A 19,308-nucleotide genomic window follows, 5' to 3' on the forward strand; every position below is an offset into this window, starting at 1 on the left:
CGACCTGTGAGCCTGCTTGCCCTGGATAGCCGTTGGCGTCGCCTGCATGATCCGGACTGGGTCAGCCCCAAGAGCGGGCGCAGTTTTGGCGGGTTGATCGACATCGGCTATGACCATCCGGATCCGTGGCCGCATGGCGATTTGCAGGGCAGCGGGCAGGAGATTCTTGAGATTGGCGAAGACAAGCTCTCCGCCGATCTCTGCCGCTGTGACGGGCTGCGGTTTGTGCGGGCGATGCTCGCGCTGCCGATCAGGGGCAGTGACGAGGCTGTGCAATTTGCGGTCTGGGCGCATTTGGCGGATGCGGATTTCTACCGCTACCTCGACGATGCCACGGGCGAAACGCCCGGCTTTGAGGGCTGTGCGGCCTGGCTGATGAATGACATCCCCGACTATGAAAGCGAGACCCCGCTTGAAGGCGCGCTGATCGCAGGTGGGGCGCAGGAGCGGCCAAGGCTCAGCCTCAATGACGGGCCGCTGGCAGAGGCGCAAAAGGCGGGAATCACCTTTGACGCGCTGCTCGATCTTTATGCGGCAACCGGCAACGACATTCGCCCAGACCTCTGACCGATCCCCTCTCGGCGGCCTTGCCATAACGCTGCCTCACCTCAGGGTCGAATGGGGCAATTTACACCTCAACCCAGACCAACCTCTCCCTCCCCTGACTGGCTGAAATCCGCTTATTTTATTGGGCCAATCGCAGAGTCTCGGCGGCATTCAGCTTTCGTTAACCAACATCCCGGTATTCAGCGGTGGCAGTCAGCGGAGCTATCTCTATAAGGCCGCCACCACTCACACACCGGGATAGCCCATGACCTCCAGAACGCCTTCGCAGGTGGCCGAACAGGCCACACAGAGCGGTGTCTTGAAGAACCGATCTCGACTGACGCTGATTGGCGTTATGGGATCACAAACACGGCCGCGCGCTCTATTGATGACGCGCAGCGGCCGGACCTTGCGCGTGCAACCTGGGGATCGCACGCCATCTGGCAAGGTGCTGGCGATTGACGCCCACAGCATCGTGCTCAACAGCGGGCATGGCGCGACACGGCTGTCGATGCCCAAATAGCGGTCAACGGAGGGGCAGCGCTGCGACATTGACGCCAGCGCTTGCCCCTTGACCTCACTGCCCATTGGCCGCATTCCAGTGGCCATGACCGATACTCCAGTTTCCTCCACGCCTTCGGGCGACAAGATCGCGCTGATCACTGGCGCGTCCCGTGGCCTTGGGGCCGCTTTCGCCGAAGCGCTTGCGCCGGATTATCACGTGGTTGCGGTGGCCCGCACCACAGGCGCGCTGGAAGAGCTGGATGACCGCATCCAGGCCAAGGGTGGTCAGGCCACGCTGGCGCCGATGGACATCACCAATGCCGATGCGATGGCGCAACTGTGCCGCTCGATCCATGACCGTTGGGGCAAAGTGGACCTGTGGGTACACACCGCCGCCCATGGTGCGCCGCTCACGCCCGCAGATCACATCGACGCCAAGGATTGGCAGAAATCCGTGGCGATCAATCTGGACGCTGTCGGGCGGCTGATCCCCTTCCTGAGCCCGCTTCTGGGCCATGAAGGCCATGCGGTATTCTTTGACGATCCACGTGCGGGCGAGAAGTTTTTTGGCTCTTATGGCGCCACCAAAGGTGCGCAGATCGCGCTGGCCAAGAGCTGGCAGGCGGAAACCGCAAACATCGGGCCGAAGGTTTCGATCCTTGCGCCTAAAGGCATGCCCACCGGCACGCGTGCCCGTTTCTTCCCCGGCGAAGACCGCGCAACGCTGGCCCATCCGCGCGATGAAGCCGCGCGGCTGATGGCGGAGCTCAACCTCTGAACCAACCGACACCGTAAAGCACACAACTTAAGTGTGACGGTGATTCCCCAGTCACCGTCCGTTGCGCCGCATGGCTGACTGTGGCGCTTGCTCCGCCGTGGCAGCTCCACTAGACAGAAGCAAATCAGCAAGGTTCCGGCCTTGAGACGCGGCGAGATTTGGGGGCAGGCACCATGCGCATTCTCATCACAAATGACGACGGCATCAACGCGCCCGGCTTGGCCGTTTTGGAAAAGATCGCGAATGAGCTCGCCGGAGCAGAGGGCGAAGTCTGGTGTGTGGCACCGGCCTTTGAACAATCCGGTGTCGGCCATTGCATCAGCTACACCCACCCCACCATGATCGCCAAAATGGGCGAGCGCCGCTTTGCCGCCGAGGGCAGCCCGGCGGACTGCGTGTTGGCCGGTGTGCATGATGTGATGAAGGAGGCGCAGCCCGATCTGATCCTCTCCGGCGTCAACCGGGGCAACAACTCAGCAGAAAACGCTCTCTATTCCGGCACGCTGGGCGCGGCCATTGAAGGCGCGCTGCAGGGTATCCCCTCCTTTGCGCTCTCCCAATTCTTGGGCCCGCAGAACTACACGGCAGAGGATCCGTTTGAGGCCGCTGGCCAGCATGGCGCAGATGTGCTGCGCAAGATCCTTGCCACCGAGGTGCCAAACGGCTCTGCCTATGGCCTGTTTTACAACATCAACTTCCCGCCCGTGCTGGCAGCGGATGTGAAAGGCGTGCGCGTAGTCGCGCAGGGGCTGCGGCAGGACACCTGTTTCTCTGTGGAGCCGCACACTTCGCCCTCCGGGCGTCGCTTCCTCTGGGCGAAGGGCGGCAATCAGCAGGTCAAAACCGCAGAGAACACCGACGCCGCCATCAATCTGGACGGTTATATCTCTGTCACGCCGATGCGCGCTGATCTGACCGCGCATGACGCCCTGAAGGCATTGAAAGACATCGAATAATGGATCCGGACGCGCTTGCAGAACGCAAAATGCAGTTCCTCTTTGCGCTGCGCTCGCGCGGGGTGACGGACCCGGCGGTGCTCGGCGCGATGGAGGCCGTGGACCGTGGCCCCTTTGTGCGCGGACTGTTTGCGGAGCGCGCCTATGAGGACACGCCGCTGCCGATTGCCTGCGGGCAGACCATTTCACAGCCTTCTGTTGTCGGTCTGATGACGCAGGCGCTGGAGGTCACATCACGCGACAAGGTGCTCGAAGTGGGCACCGGCTCGGGCTATCAGGCGGCCATTCTGGCGCAGCTGGCACGGCGGGTTTACACCGTGGACCGGCACAAGCGGCTGGTGCATGAGGCGCGCGGCGTGTTTGACGCCATGGGCATCGTGAACATCACCTCCCTGATCGGGGACGGCAGCTTTGGCCTGCCCGATCAGGCGCCCTTTGATCGCATCATTGTCACCGCTGCAGCAGAGGACCCGCCGGGCCCCCTCTTGGCGCAGCTCAAGATCGGCGGTATCATGGTGGTGCCTGTCGGGCAGTCGGACGCGGTTCAGAGTTTGATCCGGGTGCGGCGCACTGAAGACGGCTTTGACTATGACGAGCTGCGGGCGGTGCGCTTTGTGCCTTTGCTGGAAGGTGTCGCCCGGGAAAACGATTGATTTTTCAGGGCTTTCCCCTTGGCAAAGGGGGCGGCGTCGCCCATCTGGGCAGCAATGTAGTAAACAGAACCAAAGCGGTCATGGCATCAGACCCCTTCGCAAGGGACCGCACGTGAGGATATCGAGATGGTTTTTTCGCAAGCAAAGCGCATCCGCTTTATCAGCGCAGGACTTGCCCTGAGCGTGTTGGCCGCCTGTGAGGGCGGGTTTGACTATGATCTGCGGGGCGATGCGGCGGGCAGTGCGCTGGACACCTCGGATGCGGCGCTGACCGCCACCTCCAAGCGCCCCAACCCCGACAACCGCGGTGTGATCTCCTATCCGAATTATCAGGTGGCCGTGGCCCAGCGGGACGACACCTTGCAGGATGTCTCTGCCCGTGTGGGCATTCCTGTCGAAGAACTCAGCCGCACCAATGGCATCGCGCCGGACGTGAAGCTACGTCAGGATGAGGTGATTGTGCTGCCCTATCGTGTGGCCGAACCGTCACCCGCCACAGGGGGCACCGGCGTGATCGTGCCTCCGGGCGGCGTGGATATTGCCGCGCTGGCTGGCGGGGCGATTGAAAGCGCCAACACCACCGAGGTTCAGACCAGCTCGCTTGCCCCCGCAGCCGCCCCGGTCACGACCCCATCGGAAAACGCGCAGACCGGGCTTGAGCCGGTGCGCCATAAGGTGAAACGCGGAGAGACCGCCTTCACCATCGCACGTCTTTACAATGTGTCCGTGCGCTCGCTGGCGGAATGGAACGGGTTGGGCAGCGACTTCACCATCCGTGAGAACCAGATCCTGCTGATCCCGCCAGCCGATCCAAGTGCCGCTGCACCAGCTCCGGCTGCGGTGTCGACTGTGGCAACCACCAAGCCGGGGGAAGGCTCCCCCACACCGACACCGCCAAGCGCGTCCAAGCCGCTGCCAGATGATGCAACCGCTGCCAAAGTGGCCGCTGCGCCAAAACCTGAAAGCCCGGATCTGGGCGCGCAACAGAGCGCGTCGCAGGCCGCGATGGGCTATCCTGTGTCCGGCAAGATCATCCGCCCCTATGCCAAGGGCAAGAACAACGGGATCGACATCGCGGGGGATGCCGGTGCGCCGGTCTTGGCGGCCGCAGACGGCAAAGTGGCCGCGATCACCACGGATGCGGATGATGTGACCATTCTGGTGGTGCGCCACCCCAACAACCTGATGACGGTCTATTACAACGTTGCCGATGTGAAAGTGTCCAAAGGCACCAATGTGAAACGCGGACAGCCCATGGCGCAGTTGCCCGAAGAAAATGCCTTTGTGCATTTTGAGGTGCGTGATGGTTTTGACAGCGTGGACCCGGCGCCTTACCTGAAATAAGCCGCCGAGAGACTGAGCTTGGTGGCGGGGCTGTTTTTAGCCTGTGCCGCCGAGGCACGCACTACACAGGTGCGCGCAGGGAGGGCGCTGCCCTCGTCACAACGGAGTTGTGACTTCACCCGGGATATTTGGCGAATGAGAAGCGCTGGCGGCACAGGCCGCCGTGTGCGTTACACTTTGACGCCTTCGCGGCCTGCGAGATCGAGGAAGAACTGCCAGGCGACGCGACCGGAGCGGGCGCCGCGGGTGGCTTGCCATTCGATGGCCTCCGCGCGCAGGCGCTCTGGGTCAACGGACACGCCATGTGCCGCGCAGTAGCCATCAATCATCGCGAGGTAGTCATCCTGCGAACAGGGGTGGAAACCGAGCCAGAGGCCAAAGCGGTCTGAGAGCGAGACTTTCTCCTCCACCGCTTCAGACGGGTTGATGGCGCTGGAGCGTTCGTTTTCGATCATGTCGCGCGGCATCAGGTGGCGGCGGTTGGAGGTGGCGTAGAAGACCACATTGTCCGGACGCCCTTCGATGCCGCCATCCAGCACCGCTTTGAGCGATTTATAATGCTGGTCATCATGGCTGAAGCTGAGGTCGTCACAGAACAGAAGAAAGCGCTCGGAGCTGGCGCGCAGCAGGTTCAGAAGCCGCGCAACAGAGGGCAGGTCTTCGCGTTGCAGCTCGACGATTTTGAGCGCGTGGCCTTCTGAGAGCACCTGCGCATGCACGGCTTTGACAATGGAGGATTTGCCCATGCCACGCGCGCCCCACAAGAGCGCGTTATTGGCGGGCAATCCGCGCGCAAACTGGCGGGTGTTTTCCAGAAGCGTGTCGCGGGAGCGGTCAATGCCGACGAGCAGATCGAGCGACACGCGGTTGATCTCCGGAACCGGTTCCAGCCGGTCGGGATCCACATGCCAGACAAACCCATCCGCAGCAGCGAAATCCGGCGCGGCCAGCGGCGCGGGGGACAGGCGCTCAAGCGCTTCGGCGATGCGGGTCAAAGTGGTGTCATCCATGGCGGGCCTCCGGTGTTGCTGTCGTTACAGACCATTTTATGTGCGCAACAACAAGGGGATGACACAAAGGAAAAACGCGCCCGATTGGGGCGCGTTTCTAAAAGGTCATTGTGAGCTCTATTTGGTGTCGATATCGGCGAGGTCTTCGGCCTCTTCGTCATCCTCAAAATAGACGCCTTCTTCTTTGAGCTTGGCGATGCGCTGTTTGTCCACACGGCGCACAAGGAAGATCGAAATCTCATAGAGGCCATAGACAACTGTGAAGAGGATCAGCTGTGTCACCACATCCGGAGGCGTGACCAGTGCGGCCAGCACAAGGATGCCAACCATGGCGTATTTGCGCACGGAGGCGAGGCCATCGGCACTGACCAGACCAGCCTTGCCCATCAGGGTGAGCAGCACCGGGAGCTGAAAACACAGACCAAAGGCCATGATGAATTTCAGCGTGATATCAAGGCTTTCATTGACCTTGCCAAAGAAGGTGATCTGCACGCCTTCATCTGCCTGCGGGGCTGCCGCGGCCACGGTGCCGGGCACATCCTCGACCGCAGGCGCCATCAGGTTGGCAAAGACGGACGCCACATCGGCAAAGCCCAGAAAGAACTGCATCGCCAGCGGGGTCACGACCAATTGGGCAAAGGTTGCCCCCAGAAGGAACATGAAAGGCGAGGCGATCATGAAGGGCAGAAACGCGCCGCGTTCGCTTTTGTAGAGGCCAGGGGCCACAAAGCGCCAGAGCTGGTAGCCGATCACTGGAAAGGCCAGAGCAAAGCCGCCGACCATGGAGATACGGAACAGGGTGAACAGATATTCCTGCGGCGAGGTGAACTGCAGCGTGGGGGACGGATCGCCCAGATCCCGCAGCACGTCGACAATGGGTGCCACAAGGAAATGCAGCACGTGTTCGGCAATGAACTGCCCGCCAATCGGCACAAAGAAGAAGCTGATCGCCGCGATGAAGGCGAGCACGGAGCGGATCAGCCGCGTGCGCAGCTCCGCCAGATGCTCGATCAGCGGGGCGGAGCTGTCGTCAATCTCGTCAGTGTTGCTCATGCATCATCCTTTTTGGGCGCGGTCCCGCTGTCTGACGCGCCTGCGTCAGAGGACTCAGCGGCGGCCTTCTCGGCAGCTTCCTTGTCTAGACGCGCCTGCGCCATCTCCGCCGATTTCTGACGGATCTTCTCCGCAGCCTCCGCGCGCTCTTTGGACAGGCGTGTGGTTTCGGCTCCGGGCTCGTAGCTCATGGAGCGTTTCACCTCATTGGCGCTGTCCGCAAAGGCATCGCTGGCCGCTTTGAGCGGATTGGACACTTTGTTGAGCCCGTCAGTGGCGCCTTTGATGGTGTCGGTGACGTCTTTGACGCCCGCCTGATCAGCGGCCTGGTTCATGGCGGAGGAAAACTCGCGCGCCATGCCCTTGGCCTTGCCGACAAAGCGGCCCACAGAGCGGAACAGAACCGGCAGATCCTTGGGCCCGACCACGATCAACGCGACAACGCCAATGACCAGGAGCTCCGGCAAACCCAAATCAAACATATTGGATTGGCCTCAGATCAGACTTTGTCTTTGTCGTCAGATGGGGTCACGTCTTTGGCGGCATCTGCGGCGTCTTCTTCCAGCTCCTGCTGGCCTTCGTTGATGCCTTTCTTGAACGAGGTGATGCCTTTGCCAACTTCGCCCATCAGACCGCTGATCTTGCCGCGACCAAACAGCACCAGAACCACAACCGCGATCAGCAGAATGCCGGGCAGACCGATGTTTCCAATACCCATGATGTCTCTCCTTCTTGGTGGGGCGTTGGCCCCGAATGTAGTGATCTGCCTTTTACCTACCCCTTGAGCCGCCCCCGGAAAAGGCGAGCGCGGCTGTAAATCCCGTCAAATCGCGGGTTTTCCCTGCTCTATTTGTCACTATTCTGTCAGTTGTCTGTTTGAAGGCAGAAATTGAGAGAATCATCCCATGGGAACCTCGGAAAATCGTGCTGACCGGCTGATGTCGTTGATGGAGATGCTGCGCGATGGGCAGCTGCATCGGGCGGAGGATTTGGCAGCGGCGCTTGGGGTCTCTTTGCGCACGGTCTATCGCGATATGAAAACGCTGATGGGGAGTGGCGTGGCGATCGAGGGCGCGCGTGGCACAGGATACCGGGCGCAGGCGGCGCTGACCCTGCCGCCTCTGAACCTGACAGAGGCGGAGCTTGAGGCGCTGCATATCGGGCTTGCGGTGGTGGGCACCGGCATGGAGGGGGAGCTGCGGGAGGCGGCGGAAAGCCTGAGCGCCAAGATCGACGCCATGTTGCCAGAAGAGGTGGGCGGGGTGACGCAGGGCTTTGGTTTTGCGAGCTATCCCTTTGATGTGAGTGCGCGGGCGTTGCGCCATCTGGAGCCGTTGCGCACCGCGATCCGGGGCAAACAGAAGCTGTGTGTGCGCACCTCTGAAAGCGCGCAGGATGTGCGGCCTTTGAAGCTGAGCTATTGGGGGCGGGTTTGGGTGCTGGCGGTTTGGGATGAAACCGGCAATGGGTTTGCGGAGCTGCGCGTGGATCAGATCACGGAGATCACGCCCCTGCCCGGCCTGTTTGTGGAGGAGCCGGGGAAGAGTTTGCGGGACTTTGAGGCGCAGGGTTAGACAAGGGGCCAGCCCCTTCTTGGCTGCGCCAATTCATCCCCAGCGTATTTGGCCCGGAGTATTTTTGGCAGAATGAAGTGGGCCGCGCCGTTCAGGAGTCCGCCGGGAACACGAAGCAGCGGTCGCGGCGGATGGTGAGCCAGAGCGCCGTGCCTTCTTTGGGCAGGAAGACATTGGGCACGGTGACTTTCAGATCTGAGGCATCGTGATCCATTTTGAACTCAACAAGGCTTTCGTTGCCCATGAAGCGCGCACGGGTGACAACACCGCGCGCCGCAACGCCGTCTGAGGGCGTGGGCAGCGGGCCACGGCCGGCGCGGTCAAAATCCAGTTTCAAGTGCTGCGGGCGGATCACGATCTCAACCGGTGCGCCATCTTCCAGACCGGGGGTCAGGAACTGACCGAAAGGCGTGTCCGTCAGCGCGCCGTTGCTGGTGGAGCGGATCACATTGATGTCGCTGAAAAAAGCGACGGCCTGCTTGTCTACGGGGGCGTTGTAGATGTTGTAGGGAGCGCCTTGCTGTACAATTTTGCCATTGCGCATGAGGGCAATTTCATCGGCCATGCGCATGGCTTCTTCCGGCTCATGGGTGACCAGAAGGACAGCGGTGTCTTCTTCTTTCAAGACAGCGAGGGTTTCATCGCGGATGCCGTCGCGCAGTCGGTTATCGAGGCCGGAGAAGGGCTCATCCATCAGCATGATGCGCGGACGCGGGGCGAGTGCGCGGGCCAAGGCGATGCGCTGTTGTTCGCCGCCCGACAGCATGTGCGGGAATTTGTCGATCGCCCAGCCGAGATTGACCTTGGCCAGAAGCTCCTCGACGCGCGCGCGTTTGGCGTCGCGGCTGCCTTTCAGGCCAAAGGCGACGTTGTCAGCCACCGAGAGATGCGGAAAGAGGGCAAAGTCCTGAAACATCAGGCCGATCTGGCGGCGCTCCGGCGGGACGCGGAAGACCGTGTCACAGATCAGATTGCCGTCCACATAGATCTCGCCGCTGTCCTGCATGTCCACCCCTGCGATCATGCGCAGGGTGGTGGATTTGCCGCAGCCGGATGGGCCGAGCAGGCAGGTCACCTGCCCCGAATGCAGGGACAGGGAGACGTCGTCCACCACCTGACGGCTGCCAAAACGGCGGCGTAGGTTGCGGATTTCAAGACGGGGTGTGGGAGTTTCGATCTGCGACTGCACCTGTGGCCTCTTGCGATCCCCGAGAGTTTCCATCGGGTTTCGCGCAGATGTATCAGCCCCCTACCCGCGCATCAACCCTGCGGCTGCCAAGGATCACAGCGGCAAAACCGATCACCAAGACGATCAGACAGATTTGCAGGAGCTGTTCGTATTTGTGGCCGTCATAAAGCAGGCCTGCAAACAGCTCTGAGCTGCGGAACATATAGGCCATGGCGCCGATCATGGCGGCGGCAAAGCTGACGAGATAGGACCAGAGCGGCACCGTGCGGTTGCTCAGCAAGCCGACAACCAGCACTGGCGTGAGGAACATCGAGGCCGTGCCTGATACTGCCACCGCATCAAACAGGGTCTGATTGCCCCAAAGGGTCAACGCACCGCCTGCAACCGCAAAGAACAGCATTGCGATACGACCGCCCATGAGGGTGCGCGGCGCAATCCGCAGTTCCTCGACCACAAGGCGGGACGCGGAGCTGAGGGCAGAATCCAGAGTGGAAAGCGCTGACACCAGCAGAGACACCAGAAGCAGCGTGAACACCCAGGTTGGCAGCATTGTGGACCATGTGCCGAGCAGCTGGCCTTCGTAAGCGGCCCCCTCAAGCGCGGCCTGAATACCAAAGAAGCCAAAGGCGATGATGCAGAGGGTGGAAATCCAGAAGGCGTGCAGGAAGCTTTTGCGGGTGGTGTCGCGATCGGCAAGGAAGCCGCGGTCCATCATCACCGGATCATGCACCGGATAGGAGAAGACCTGCAGCGCGGCGACCACCAGGAGCACCCAACCATTGTGCGGGCCGGAGACACCGGGCGCGGTCAGAACAGCGCCGAGGTCAAAGCCGGGGCGCAGGATCAGCGCCACAAAGGCCGCACCAAAGACCACGAGGAAGAGGCTCATCTGCACCACGTCAGTGCGCAGTGCTGCTGAAAGACCGCCCCAAGCGGAATAAGCCAGAGCCAGAATGCCGACCACGAGAATGGCGGTGGTGCTGGCGCTCGCAACCTCGGGGAAGGCTGCTGAGAAGATCAGGCCAACAACAAGCAGGTTTGCAAATACCTCTGACAGCAAACGCAGGGCGATGACGACGTTATAAGCGGTGGTGCCTGCCGCGCCGAAGCGATCGGTCAGCCAGTCCTGCACCGAGCGCGCCCCTTGTGTGCGCATGCGGTTGACGATGTAGCCGCCGGTGAGGAAAGAGCCGTAGTAGGCCGCATAGGCAAGCGTGCCTGCGATGCCGTAGTAAAACCCAAGGATCGCAGCGTTCATCAGCGAGCGGGCAAAGATCCAAGTGGTGACTTGCGAGAACACCAGCGTCCAGAGCTGTGGCGCGTTGCCGGAAACAGATTGGCCACCAAAGAAGCCTTCGACCGACGCGCGGCGCGGCGCGACAAAAAGGCTGAGCACAATGATGGCTGCGAAGATCGTGATAATGGCGGTGGCCTGCATGGAATTTCCCCAGTTCGTCAGACTTTCCGCCTAGCAGGCAGCAACTGTTCGCACCAGTCGCCCCACAAAAACGTGAAAGCCTGTAAAGGAATTACCCTGCGTCCACCAAATCAAATGCCACTTCGGCAAGCTGCCTGCCGTTGACCTGCACCGCAAGCTTATGCGGGCCAGGATGCAGCTTGAATGTGGAGGCGTTGGCTTTGAGCGGGTGTTTCTTGGCCAGTTCCAAATGGCCGCCAGCGGGCACTTTTCCCTGCTTGAGCTTGAAGACCTTCTGGCCGGTTTTGCCTTCCGGGCGGTGGAACGTCAGCACGTAGTCGACAATTACCGGCACGGGGCTTTGGGCATCTGTGCTGAGCGTGACGGCGACATTGAGCGCCTCACCGATCACAATGCTGTCAGCGCCGACGCTCAGGTTTTGCACGGTGACGGGCGCGTCTGCGGCAAACCCCAGATGCGAAAGCGCATCGGGATGGCCCGCTTTCACAGCGGTGCGCAGGGCGTGCCGGGTCATCCAATCCAGCTCTTTGGCGGCCTGCGTGCCTTCGGCCTGCCAAGCGGCGAGGTGCTGCACCACCACCCCTGTGTCGATCTTGGAAATGTCGTTGAGGTGGTTGGCCACGGAGCGCGTCACATAGCGGGTTGGATCGCTGTGTAGCTGCGCCAGCAGCGGCAGGGGAGCAAGCGGGTCAATGTCGATCTTTTTGGCCCATGGCAGTTTGGGGCGGGTGCCTTCGCTGACCAGACGGCGCACGTGATAGTTTGTGTCCTGCGCCCAGTCCGCGAGACGGGCGAAGGTCTCCTCTGTCCAGCGGTTCAGGAAAGGGCGGATGTAGAACTCCATGGAGAACCGCTGTGTTGCGGCGTGCAGCAGATCAAAGCTGCGGTCGCGATGCTCTTCCAATCCGTGGCGGACCGCGAGGATGCCCGGTACCGCATGGATGAAGCGCCCGAAATCATCATCGGTCAGCGATGGATCAAGCGCGGGGGGCATGGCGGCCTCCAGCTGATCCGCCATGGTGGGAAAGTCCGGCGCGAGGCGTTTTTCGATGCAGTCGGCAATCCAGTCCATGCGCTCCATGAGCTCACGTTCTGGAAAGCCGGCAACGGTTTCTGCCTGAAAGCCCTTCGCATCAAAACCGGGGATGCCGGCGGCATATTCTGCCGCCAGATCCGCCATGCTTTCTGCGTTAAACAGATGATCTTTCAGTGAAAACCCCTGAGACACACCACTACCCCGCGCCAAATCTATTGCCCCTGTTTACATCGCGGAGGCAAAGGCGCCGCCGTCCAGCAGCACGTTTTGACCCACGATAAAGCCCGCATGATGGGAGCAGAGGAAGGCGCAGGTGGCGCCAAACTCATCTGCGGTGCCATAGCGGCCTGCGGGGATGGTGGCGGCGCGTTGTGCCTGCGCCTCTTCCATGCTGATGCCCTGTTGCTGGGTCACGGCAGTGTCCAGCGCCACAGCGCGGTCGGTGGCGTGGATGCCGGGCAGCAGGTTGTTGATGGTCACGCCTGTGCCTGCGACCTGACGGGCGGTGCCCGCCACATAGCCGGTGAGGCCCGCGCGCGCGGCGTTGGACAGACCCAGCACCGGAATCGGGGATTTCACAGACACCGAAGTGATGTTGACCACACGGCCCCAGCCACGCTCCATCATGCCCGGCACCAGCGCTTTGATCAGCGCGATGGGCGCGAGCATATTGGCATCCAGCGCGGAGATAAAATCGTCGCGGTCCCAATCGGTCCACATGCCGGGAGGCGGGCCGCCTGCGTTGTTGACCAGAATATCGACGCCCTGCGCGGCCTCAATGAGCTTGGCCTGCCCCTCCGGCGTGGTCACGTCACAGGCGATGGCCTCGACCTTGACGCCAAACTCCTCGCGAATCGCTGCGGCAGAGGCTTCCAGCGCCTCGGCACCCCGTGCGTTCATGATCAGATCCACACCTTCGGCGGCCAAAGCGCGGGCGCATCCCAGCCCCAGACCCTTTGAGGACGCACAGACGAGCGCGCGTTTACCTTTGATTCCCAATTCCATGCGATTCTCCCCTTTGTAATGTGGCTAAGAAATACCTAATTCTCTAAGGATGCCAGCAATATGCCGAAGGCTCGGCTTTCTGCTGCCACAATTGAACGATAATTTTAGGGACCGGCGCTGCCCATAAGAGAAGTAACGAGAAGGTAGACCATGTATTCACAGGTTCAGGACACCGCGATGCCGTCCCAGCGGCTGCCTGTGTATCTCGCAGAAGCGTTTCACGTCACAGATGGCGCGAACCTCGGGGATTCTTTGTCTTTTGCCCAAGAGCTTGTTCTGGATGACATCTATGCGCTGTCGATGGATGCACAGGTGAAAAGCCTGTCGTTGCGCACCGATGCGGACGGGCAGCATTTTGTGGCCAGCGACCGCGGACTTGGCACCCAGGACGCGCGGGTGTTTCTGGATTGTGTGGCCACATTCATGCCCCCCAGCGGCGACACCATCGAAGTGCTGGTGCTGGTTGAAGTGGATGACGCAGGCGGCGTGGTCCAGATTTATGGCGCAGCGCTTGCGCCTCTGACACCCAAAACCGATTACGCGCTGGTCGGGATCGACCGCGACGCGGCCTCGACACGGCTCGCGCAGCTGGCCTGTGTCAGCTTTACCAGCGGCACACATATCACCATGGCCACCGGAGAGCAGCGCAAGGTCGAGGACCTGAAAGTGGGCGACCGCGTTTTGACCCGCGATGACGGTCCGCAGGAATTGCGCTGGATCGGCCATTCGGTGCAGCGCGCCAGCGGCGAATTTGCCCCGATTGTGATCACCAAAGGCACGCTCAACAATGCAGGCGATTTGCGGGTGAGCCCGGACCATCGCTTGTTTGTCTATCAGCGCCATGACCACATCGGTGTGGGGCGCAGCGAGTTGCTGATCAAAGCCCGCCATCTGGTGAACGGTGAGACTGTTTATGCCGCCGAAGGTGGCTTTGTGGATTACTACCAGCTGATGTTTGACACCCATCAGATCATCTTTGCCGAAGGGATTTCGGCCGAAACCATGCAGATGGACACGCGCACGCGGCCGGCTGTGCCCAAAGAGGTCACCGAGCGACTGCAACGCAAAGCGGCCAACAACAGCACCCGCGGCGGGCCGGTGGGGCATCTGGAAGTGCATGAAAGCCTGCTGAACCGTCCGGACACGGTGGAGCTGTTGAAACGGGCGTCTTCCAAGTAACGCGGCCGGGGCTGCGCGCAGCCCTGCCCTCTGCTTTTCCTTGCGAAAATGAGCGCGCGCGCCTATACGCGCGACCATGTTGGACACGAGCACAAACCGCCCCGAATTGCCGCCCGAGATTGCGCGCCGGCGTACGTTTGCGATCATTTCGCACCCGGACGCCGGGAAAACCACGCTGACGGAAAAATTCCTGCTCTACGGTGGTGCGATCCAGATGGCGGGTCAGGTGCGTGCCAAAGGTGAGGCACGGCGGACACGCTCGGACTTCATGCAGATGGAAAAGGATCGCGGTATTTCCGTGTCGGCCTCTGCTATGTCCTTTGATTTTGGCAACTTCCGCTTCAATCTGGTGGACACACCGGGCCACAGCGACTTCTCTGAAGACACCTATCGCACGCTGACGGCGGTGGATGCGGCGGTGATGGTGATTGACGGCGCCAAAGGTGTGGAAAGCCAGACACAGAAGCTCTTTGAGGTGTGCCGTCTGCGCGACCTGCCGATTCTGACCTTCTGTAACAAGATGGACCGCGAGAGCCGCGATACCTTTGATATCATTGACGAGATTCAGGAAAACCTCGCGATCGACGTGACACCGGCGAGCTGGCCGATTGGCATGGGGCGCGAGTTCCTGGGCTGTTATGACATGCTCAACGACCGTCTGGAGCTGATGGACCGCGCGGACCGGAATGTGATCGCCGAGACCATTCAGATTGACGGGCTGGACGATCCGAAACTGGCCGACCACGTGCCTGCGCATCTGCTGGAGAAGCTGCAGGAAGAGGTCGAAATGGCCAAGGAGCTGCTGCCGCAGCTGGATCCGCAGGCGGTGCTGGAAGGGCATATGACCCCGATCTGGTTCGGCTCTGCAATCAACTCTTTTGGGGTCAAAGAGCTGATGGATGGCATTGGTTCTTACGGGCCGGAGCCACAGGTGCAGACCGCGCAGCCGCGTGAGATTGCGCCTGAGGAAAAGAAGGTCGCGGGCTTTGTGTTCAAGGTTCAGGCCAATATGGACCCCAAACACCGCGACCGTGTGGCCTTTGTGCGTATGGCCTCCGGGCACTTTAAGCGCGGCATGAAGCTGACCCATGTGCGCACCAAAAAGCCGATGGCGATTTCCAATCCAGTGCTCTTCCTCGCCTCTGACCGCGAGCTCGCAGACGAGGCCTGGGCAGGCGATATCATCGGGATTCCCAACCACGGGCAACTGCGGATCGGCGACACGCTGACCGAAGGCGAGGCGCTGCGCGTTTCCGGCATTCCAAGCTTTGCGCCGGAACTGCTGCAGGGCATTCGCGCAGGCGATCCGATGAAGGCAAAGCACCTTGAAAAGGCGCTGATGCAATTCGCCGAGGAAGGCGCGGCCAAAGTGTTCAAACCGATGATCGGGTCCGGCTTCATCGTCGGTGTGGTTGGCCAGCTTCAGTTCGAAGTGCTCGCCAGCCGGATCGAGATGGAATACGGCCTGCCGGTGCGCTTTGAACAGAGCCAGTTCACCTCGGCCCGTTGGGTCAATGGCGAGCGTCAGGCGGTTGAGAAATTTGCCGACATGAACAAGCAGCACATCAGCTATGACCATGATGGCGACGTGGTGTTTCTGACGCGTTTGCAATGGGATATCGACCGCGTGGCGCGCGACTATCCGGATGTGACGCTGACGGCCACCAAGGAAATGATGGTCTGATACAGTCTGAGATTGCACGGGGGATGCCCCCGTGCAAACATCGCGCCATGACCGACGACACCCTCACCTATCCGGGCGGCTTTGCCTATATGCTCGCGCGTTATGAGGGGCGGCGCGACCCCTTTGATTTTGGCCCCGAAGACCTCCCGCCGCTGGATGTGGATCTGTCCGCGCTGAAGGCTGAAATTGTGCCCGAGAGCGCAACGCAAAAACAGCCGGATGATCCCAAAACAAGCTGGGCGCGCAAACGTCGGCAGATTGCGGAAGAGTTTGTCGGCCAGAGCGCGCTGGCCTTTCTGAATGCACAGCTGATTTCCAACCTGCGCAAACGCGCGCAGCCGCCGCAAACCGCCGCGCTGTTTCGGCGGATCTGGGCAGAAGAACATGCGCACCTGATTGGCGCGCTAAATCTGCGCTGGCAGGTGAGCGCGGTGCAGACCTTTGCCGACCACGGAGACACGCCAGCGCAGCGGGAAGTTGGCCAGGCCCTAAAGATGCTCTTTGGCATGATGAAGCTCTATGAGTTTGAGCGCAGTTTCAGCGGCCTGCCCCCTGAAAAAGAGCATGGCTTTGGCAAACGGGTCAAAACCCGGCTCCCGCTGGATATGGAGCCGTTTTCGCTGGTCCATGGCGGGTTGGATATCAACCTGATCGCCCCGATCTGGGAAATGGCCAAGACCGATCCGGTGATTGCGCCGCTGGCTGAGCATTTGCTGGGCGAGCTGATTGCGGAACCGGGCGGCGTGTTTCGGCGCCTGTCGCAGATGCGGGCAAAACGAGAGCGGCAACAGGCACGGAAATGACAACGCAAAAGCCAACCTGGGGTGTGGTTGCAACCATCAAAGCCTCTGCCGAAGACATCCTGAATTTTGCCGCGCACCATCTGGAGCTGGGGGCGAGCCATCTTTGGATCTATCTCGACGCCCCAAACCCAGAGGCCAAGGCGCTGCTGAAGGCGCATCGGAAGATCACACCCGTGAGCACCGGCGAGAACTACTGGATCAAGGCGCGGGGCAAGCGCCCGCCGATGCACCAGAACCGCCAGTCCTATAACGCGCGCCATGCCTATAGTCGCGCGCGAGATCTGGATTGGCTGCTGCATATTGATGTGGATGAGTTTTTGTGGCCGGAGCGTGCTATCACGGATCAGCTTGCCGCCCTGCCGGAGAGCTGCCTGACCGCGCGCGTGCGCCCAGCTGAGGCGCTGGCACCTATGGAGGAAGGCGCGGAACCACGTCTGTTCAAAAGCTTCATCGCCAACAAAGATGATCGCAGCCGGCTGGTGGCGGAAATCTACCCGACCTTTGCGCCCTATCTGAAAGGCGGGTTTGTCAGCCATGTGGCTGGCAAAATCTTCATGCGCACCAAGCAGAGCGATATGAAGGTGAAAATCCACAATGTGATGCAAAATGGGGTGCGCAACCCGGGGCAGATGGAGCTGACCGATACCAGGCTTCTGCACCTGCACACCACAGGGTGGGATCATTGGCAGAAAAGTTTCACCTATCGCCACAAAAAGGGGTCTTACCGTGACGAGCTGGGCGCGGCTGTTCCGGAAGATGAGGGCGGCCTCAATCTGCATAAGCTTTTTGCCCATCTTTCCGAGGAGCCGGATGGGCTGCAGCGGTTTTATGAAGAGGCCTGTCTGGCCACGCCTGAGCTGACGCAGCGCCTGCGGGAGCGTGGGGTCTTGCAGGAACATGTGCTGGATCTGGATGCGAAACGCCGGAAACACTTCCCCGATTTTTGAGGCAAATGTTTCTCACTTTACGTCAAACCGGTGGGAACTCGCTGGTTTCATTGACCTAAAGCCTTCTGTGCGATAGAAGGCGCCGAGGATCGATATCGCCATGTGTTGCGGGGCCAGCCGGGCCTGATCCCAAAGCCGCTACGGGCCAAGTCGTGTCCGTAAACCACGGATACAAATGACAAAATTTTCTGACCTGAACCTGAACCCTAAGGTGCTGAAAGCAATCAGCGAAGCGGGCTACGAAACGCCGACCCCAATTCAAGCGGGGGCGATTCCATCCGCGCTCGAAGGCCGGGACGTTCTTGGCATCGCGCAAACCGGCACCGGTAAGACGGCAAGCTTCACCCTGCCGATGCTATCGCTGCTGGCGCGGGGACGTGCGCGGGCGCGCATGCCGCGCAGCCTTGTGCTCTGCCCGACACGGGAACTGGCCGCGCAGGTGGCGGAGAACTTTGACACCTATTCCAAATATCTGAAGCTGACCAAAGCGCTGCTGATTGGCGGGGTGAGTTTTAAGGAGCAGGAAGCGATCATCGACAAAGGCGTCGATGTTCTGATCGCCACACCGGGTCGTCTGCTGGACCATTTCGAGCGCGGCAAGCTGATCCTGTCTGACGTGAAGGTCATGGTCGTGGATGAAGCTGACCGGATGCTGGACATGGGCTTTATCCCTGACATCGAACGGATTTTTGGCCTCACACCCTTCACCCGCCAGACCCTGTTTTTCTCCGCCACCATGGCGCCGGAAATTGAGCGGATCACCAACACATTCCTCTCCAACCCGGAGCGGGTGGAAGTGGCCCGTCAGGCGACCGCAAGCGAGACCATTGAGCAGGGCGTTGTCATGTTCAAAGCCTCCCGCCGTGATCGTGAAGGCAGCGAGAAACGCAAGGTTCTGCGCGCGCTGATCGACGGTGAAGGTGAAGCCTGCAGCAATGCGATCATCTTCTGCAACCGCAAGACGGATGTGGATATCTGTGCAAAATCGCTGAAGAAATACGGCTATGATGCCGCGCCGATCCATGGCGATCTGGACCAATCGCAACGTACCAAGACGCTGGAATCTTTCCGGAATGGCGAGCTGCGTATTCTGGTGGCCTCTGATGTGGCGGCGCGCGGACTGGATGTGCCAAGTGTGAGCCATGTGTTCAACTTTGATGTGCCGGGTCACGCCGAAGACTATGTGCACCGCATTGGCCGGACAGGTCGCGCCGGTCGTGAAGGCAAGGCATTTACGATCTGCAATCCGCGGGACGAAAAAGCCTTTGAAGCGGTGGAAGCGCTGATCCAGAAAGAGATCCCGCGCGTGGAAAATCCGGTTAAGCCGGAACCGCGCAAAGCGCGCAAGCCGAAGGAAGAGACGTCCAAGAAGGCCGAAGAGAAGCCAAACGTGGTAGAGGCGCTGGAACTGCCTGCGCAGGAAGAGCCACGTGGCCGTTCAAACCGCGGGCGCGGCCGTGGCCGTCATGACCGGCGCGATGACAACCGCGTGGTGGGCATGGGCGACCATCTGCCAAGCTTTATTGCGCTGAGCTTTGAAGAGCGGCGCGACGCAGAAAACGCGGCGAGCTAAACACAGCCTGCGCGAAACGACAAAGGGCCCCGAGGG

At 60.8% G+C, this 19,308-nt stretch carries 20 protein-coding genes; 12 read left to right on the top strand and 8 right to left on the bottom strand.

The genetic code is table 11. The features are described from left to right. Positions 1-6: 6 nt before the first annotated feature. The 6 genes from ACO07T_RS20415 to ACO07T_RS20440 all read left to right on the top strand — a co-directional run bounded on the left by ACO07T_RS20415 (position 7) and on the right by ACO07T_RS20440 (position 4,781). Positions 7-567: a DUF2199 domain-containing protein gene (locus tag ACO07T_RS20415; protein ID WP_422050926.1), complete on the top strand. Its 561-nt coding sequence runs from the start codon at positions 7-9 to the stop codon at positions 565-567. A gap of 244 nt (positions 568-811) precedes the next feature. Beyond that, positions 812-1,069, top strand: a complete 258-nt coding sequence (locus ACO07T_RS20420) for a hypothetical protein (RefSeq protein ID WP_209065308.1) — start codon at positions 812-814, stop codon at positions 1,067-1,069. 84 nt (positions 1,070-1,153) lie between these two features. Beyond that, complete coding sequence (locus ACO07T_RS20425) at positions 1,154-1,828, top strand: SDR family NAD(P)-dependent oxidoreductase (RefSeq protein WP_422051059.1); 675 nt, start codon at positions 1,154-1,156, stop codon at positions 1,826-1,828. A gap of 173 nt (positions 1,829-2,001) precedes the next feature. Further along, positions 2,002-2,784, top strand: a complete 783-nt coding sequence (surE, locus tag ACO07T_RS20430; protein ID WP_422050927.1) for a 5'/3'-nucleotidase SurE — start codon at positions 2,002-2,004, stop codon at positions 2,782-2,784. After that, on the top strand, positions 2,784-3,437 hold the full coding sequence (locus ACO07T_RS20435; RefSeq protein ID WP_209065310.1) for a protein-L-isoaspartate(D-aspartate) O-methyltransferase: 654 nt from the start codon (positions 2,784-2,786) through the stop codon (positions 3,435-3,437). Before surE ends, ACO07T_RS20435 begins: the two co-directional genes overlap by 1 nt. A 126-nt stretch (positions 3,438-3,563) precedes the next feature. Next, positions 3,564-4,781, top strand: coding sequence for a LysM peptidoglycan-binding domain-containing protein (locus ACO07T_RS20440; RefSeq protein WP_422050928.1), 1,218 nt, complete (start codon positions 3,564-3,566; stop codon positions 4,779-4,781). 170 nt (positions 4,782-4,951) lie between these two features. On the opposite strand, the gene ACO07T_RS20445 is transcribed toward ACO07T_RS20440, so the two are convergent. The 4 genes from ACO07T_RS20445 to ACO07T_RS20460 form a co-directional block, all read right to left on the bottom strand. Continuing rightward, positions 4,952-5,791, bottom strand: coding sequence for an ATP-binding protein (locus tag ACO07T_RS20445; RefSeq protein WP_422050929.1), 840 nt, complete (start codon positions 5,789-5,791; stop codon positions 4,952-4,954). Between the two features lie 117 nt (positions 5,792-5,908). Next, on the bottom strand, positions 5,909-6,844 hold the full coding sequence (gene tatC, locus ACO07T_RS20450; RefSeq protein WP_422050930.1) for a twin-arginine translocase subunit TatC: 936 nt from the start codon (positions 6,842-6,844) through the stop codon (positions 5,909-5,911). Next, positions 6,841-7,326, bottom strand: coding sequence for a Sec-independent protein translocase protein TatB (gene tatB, locus ACO07T_RS20455; RefSeq protein ID WP_422050931.1), 486 nt, complete (start codon positions 7,324-7,326; stop codon positions 6,841-6,843). Before tatB ends, tatC begins: the two co-directional genes overlap by 4 nt. A gap of 17 nt (positions 7,327-7,343) precedes the next feature. Then, a complete protein-coding gene (locus ACO07T_RS20460) occupies positions 7,344-7,562 on the bottom strand; it encodes a twin-arginine translocase TatA/TatE family subunit (protein WP_209065315.1) in 219 nt (72 codons plus the stop codon). Positions 7,563-7,749: 187 nt separating this feature from the next. Here ACO07T_RS20460 and ACO07T_RS20465 point away from each other — a divergent pair, with 187 nt between their 5' ends. After that, positions 7,750-8,418: a helix-turn-helix transcriptional regulator gene (locus ACO07T_RS20465; protein ID WP_422050932.1), complete on the top strand. Its 669-nt coding sequence runs from the start codon at positions 7,750-7,752 to the stop codon at positions 8,416-8,418. Positions 8,419-8,509: 91 nt separating this feature from the next. Here the strand turns inward: ACO07T_RS20465 and ACO07T_RS20470 are convergent, their stop codons facing one another. From ACO07T_RS20470 to ACO07T_RS20485, 4 genes are all read right to left on the bottom strand, one after another. After that, complete coding sequence (locus tag ACO07T_RS20470; RefSeq protein WP_422050933.1) at positions 8,510-9,607, bottom strand: ABC transporter ATP-binding protein; 1,098 nt, start codon at positions 9,605-9,607, stop codon at positions 8,510-8,512. Positions 9,608-9,659: 52 nt separating this feature from the next. Further along, positions 9,660-11,045 carry a sodium:proline symporter gene (locus ACO07T_RS20475; RefSeq protein ID WP_422050934.1) on the bottom strand — a complete coding sequence of 462 codons (1,386 nt, stop codon included), beginning with the start codon at positions 11,043-11,045 and terminating at the stop codon, positions 9,660-9,662. 91 nt (positions 11,046-11,136) lie between these two features. Further along, entirely contained in the window at positions 11,137-12,291 is a 1,155-nt protein-coding gene (locus tag ACO07T_RS20480; RefSeq protein ID WP_422050935.1) for a hypothetical protein, read from the bottom strand. 15 nt (positions 12,292-12,306) lie between these two features. Continuing rightward, complete coding sequence (locus ACO07T_RS20485; RefSeq protein ID WP_209080095.1) at positions 12,307-13,086, bottom strand: SDR family oxidoreductase; 780 nt, start codon at positions 13,084-13,086, stop codon at positions 12,307-12,309. A gap of 150 nt (positions 13,087-13,236) precedes the next feature. On the opposite strand from ACO07T_RS20485, the gene ACO07T_RS20490 reads away from it, so the two are divergent. From ACO07T_RS20490 to ACO07T_RS20510, 5 genes are all read left to right on the top strand, one after another. After that, positions 13,237-14,265: a Hint domain-containing protein gene (locus ACO07T_RS20490; RefSeq protein ID WP_422050936.1), complete on the top strand. Its 1,029-nt coding sequence runs from the start codon at positions 13,237-13,239 to the stop codon at positions 14,263-14,265. Positions 14,266-14,341: 76 nt separating this feature from the next. Further along, complete coding sequence (locus tag ACO07T_RS20495) at positions 14,342-15,949, top strand: peptide chain release factor 3 (RefSeq protein ID WP_209065320.1); 1,608 nt, start codon at positions 14,342-14,344, stop codon at positions 15,947-15,949. A 47-nt stretch (positions 15,950-15,996) separates the two neighbouring features. Next, the gene (locus tag ACO07T_RS20500) at positions 15,997-16,752 is read left to right on the top strand and encodes a hypothetical protein (RefSeq protein WP_422050937.1); all 756 of its coding nucleotides are present in this window, start codon (positions 15,997-15,999) and stop codon (positions 16,750-16,752) included. Beyond that, complete coding sequence (locus tag ACO07T_RS20505) at positions 16,749-17,699, top strand: glycosyltransferase family 2 protein (protein ID WP_422050938.1); 951 nt, start codon at positions 16,749-16,751, stop codon at positions 17,697-17,699. The genes ACO07T_RS20500 and ACO07T_RS20505 overlap by 4 nt, the downstream gene beginning before the upstream one ends. 175 nt (positions 17,700-17,874) lie before the next feature. After that, positions 17,875-19,272 (top strand): DEAD/DEAH box helicase, encoded by a 1,398-nt coding sequence (locus tag ACO07T_RS20510; RefSeq protein ID WP_422050939.1) that lies wholly within the window; start codon positions 17,875-17,877, stop codon positions 19,270-19,272. The last annotated feature ends 36 nt before the right edge of the window (positions 19,273-19,308 follow it).

This window comes from Shimia sp. (assembly GCF_965227725.1).
Lineage (GTDB): Bacteria > Pseudomonadota > Alphaproteobacteria > Rhodobacterales > Rhodobacteraceae > Shimia.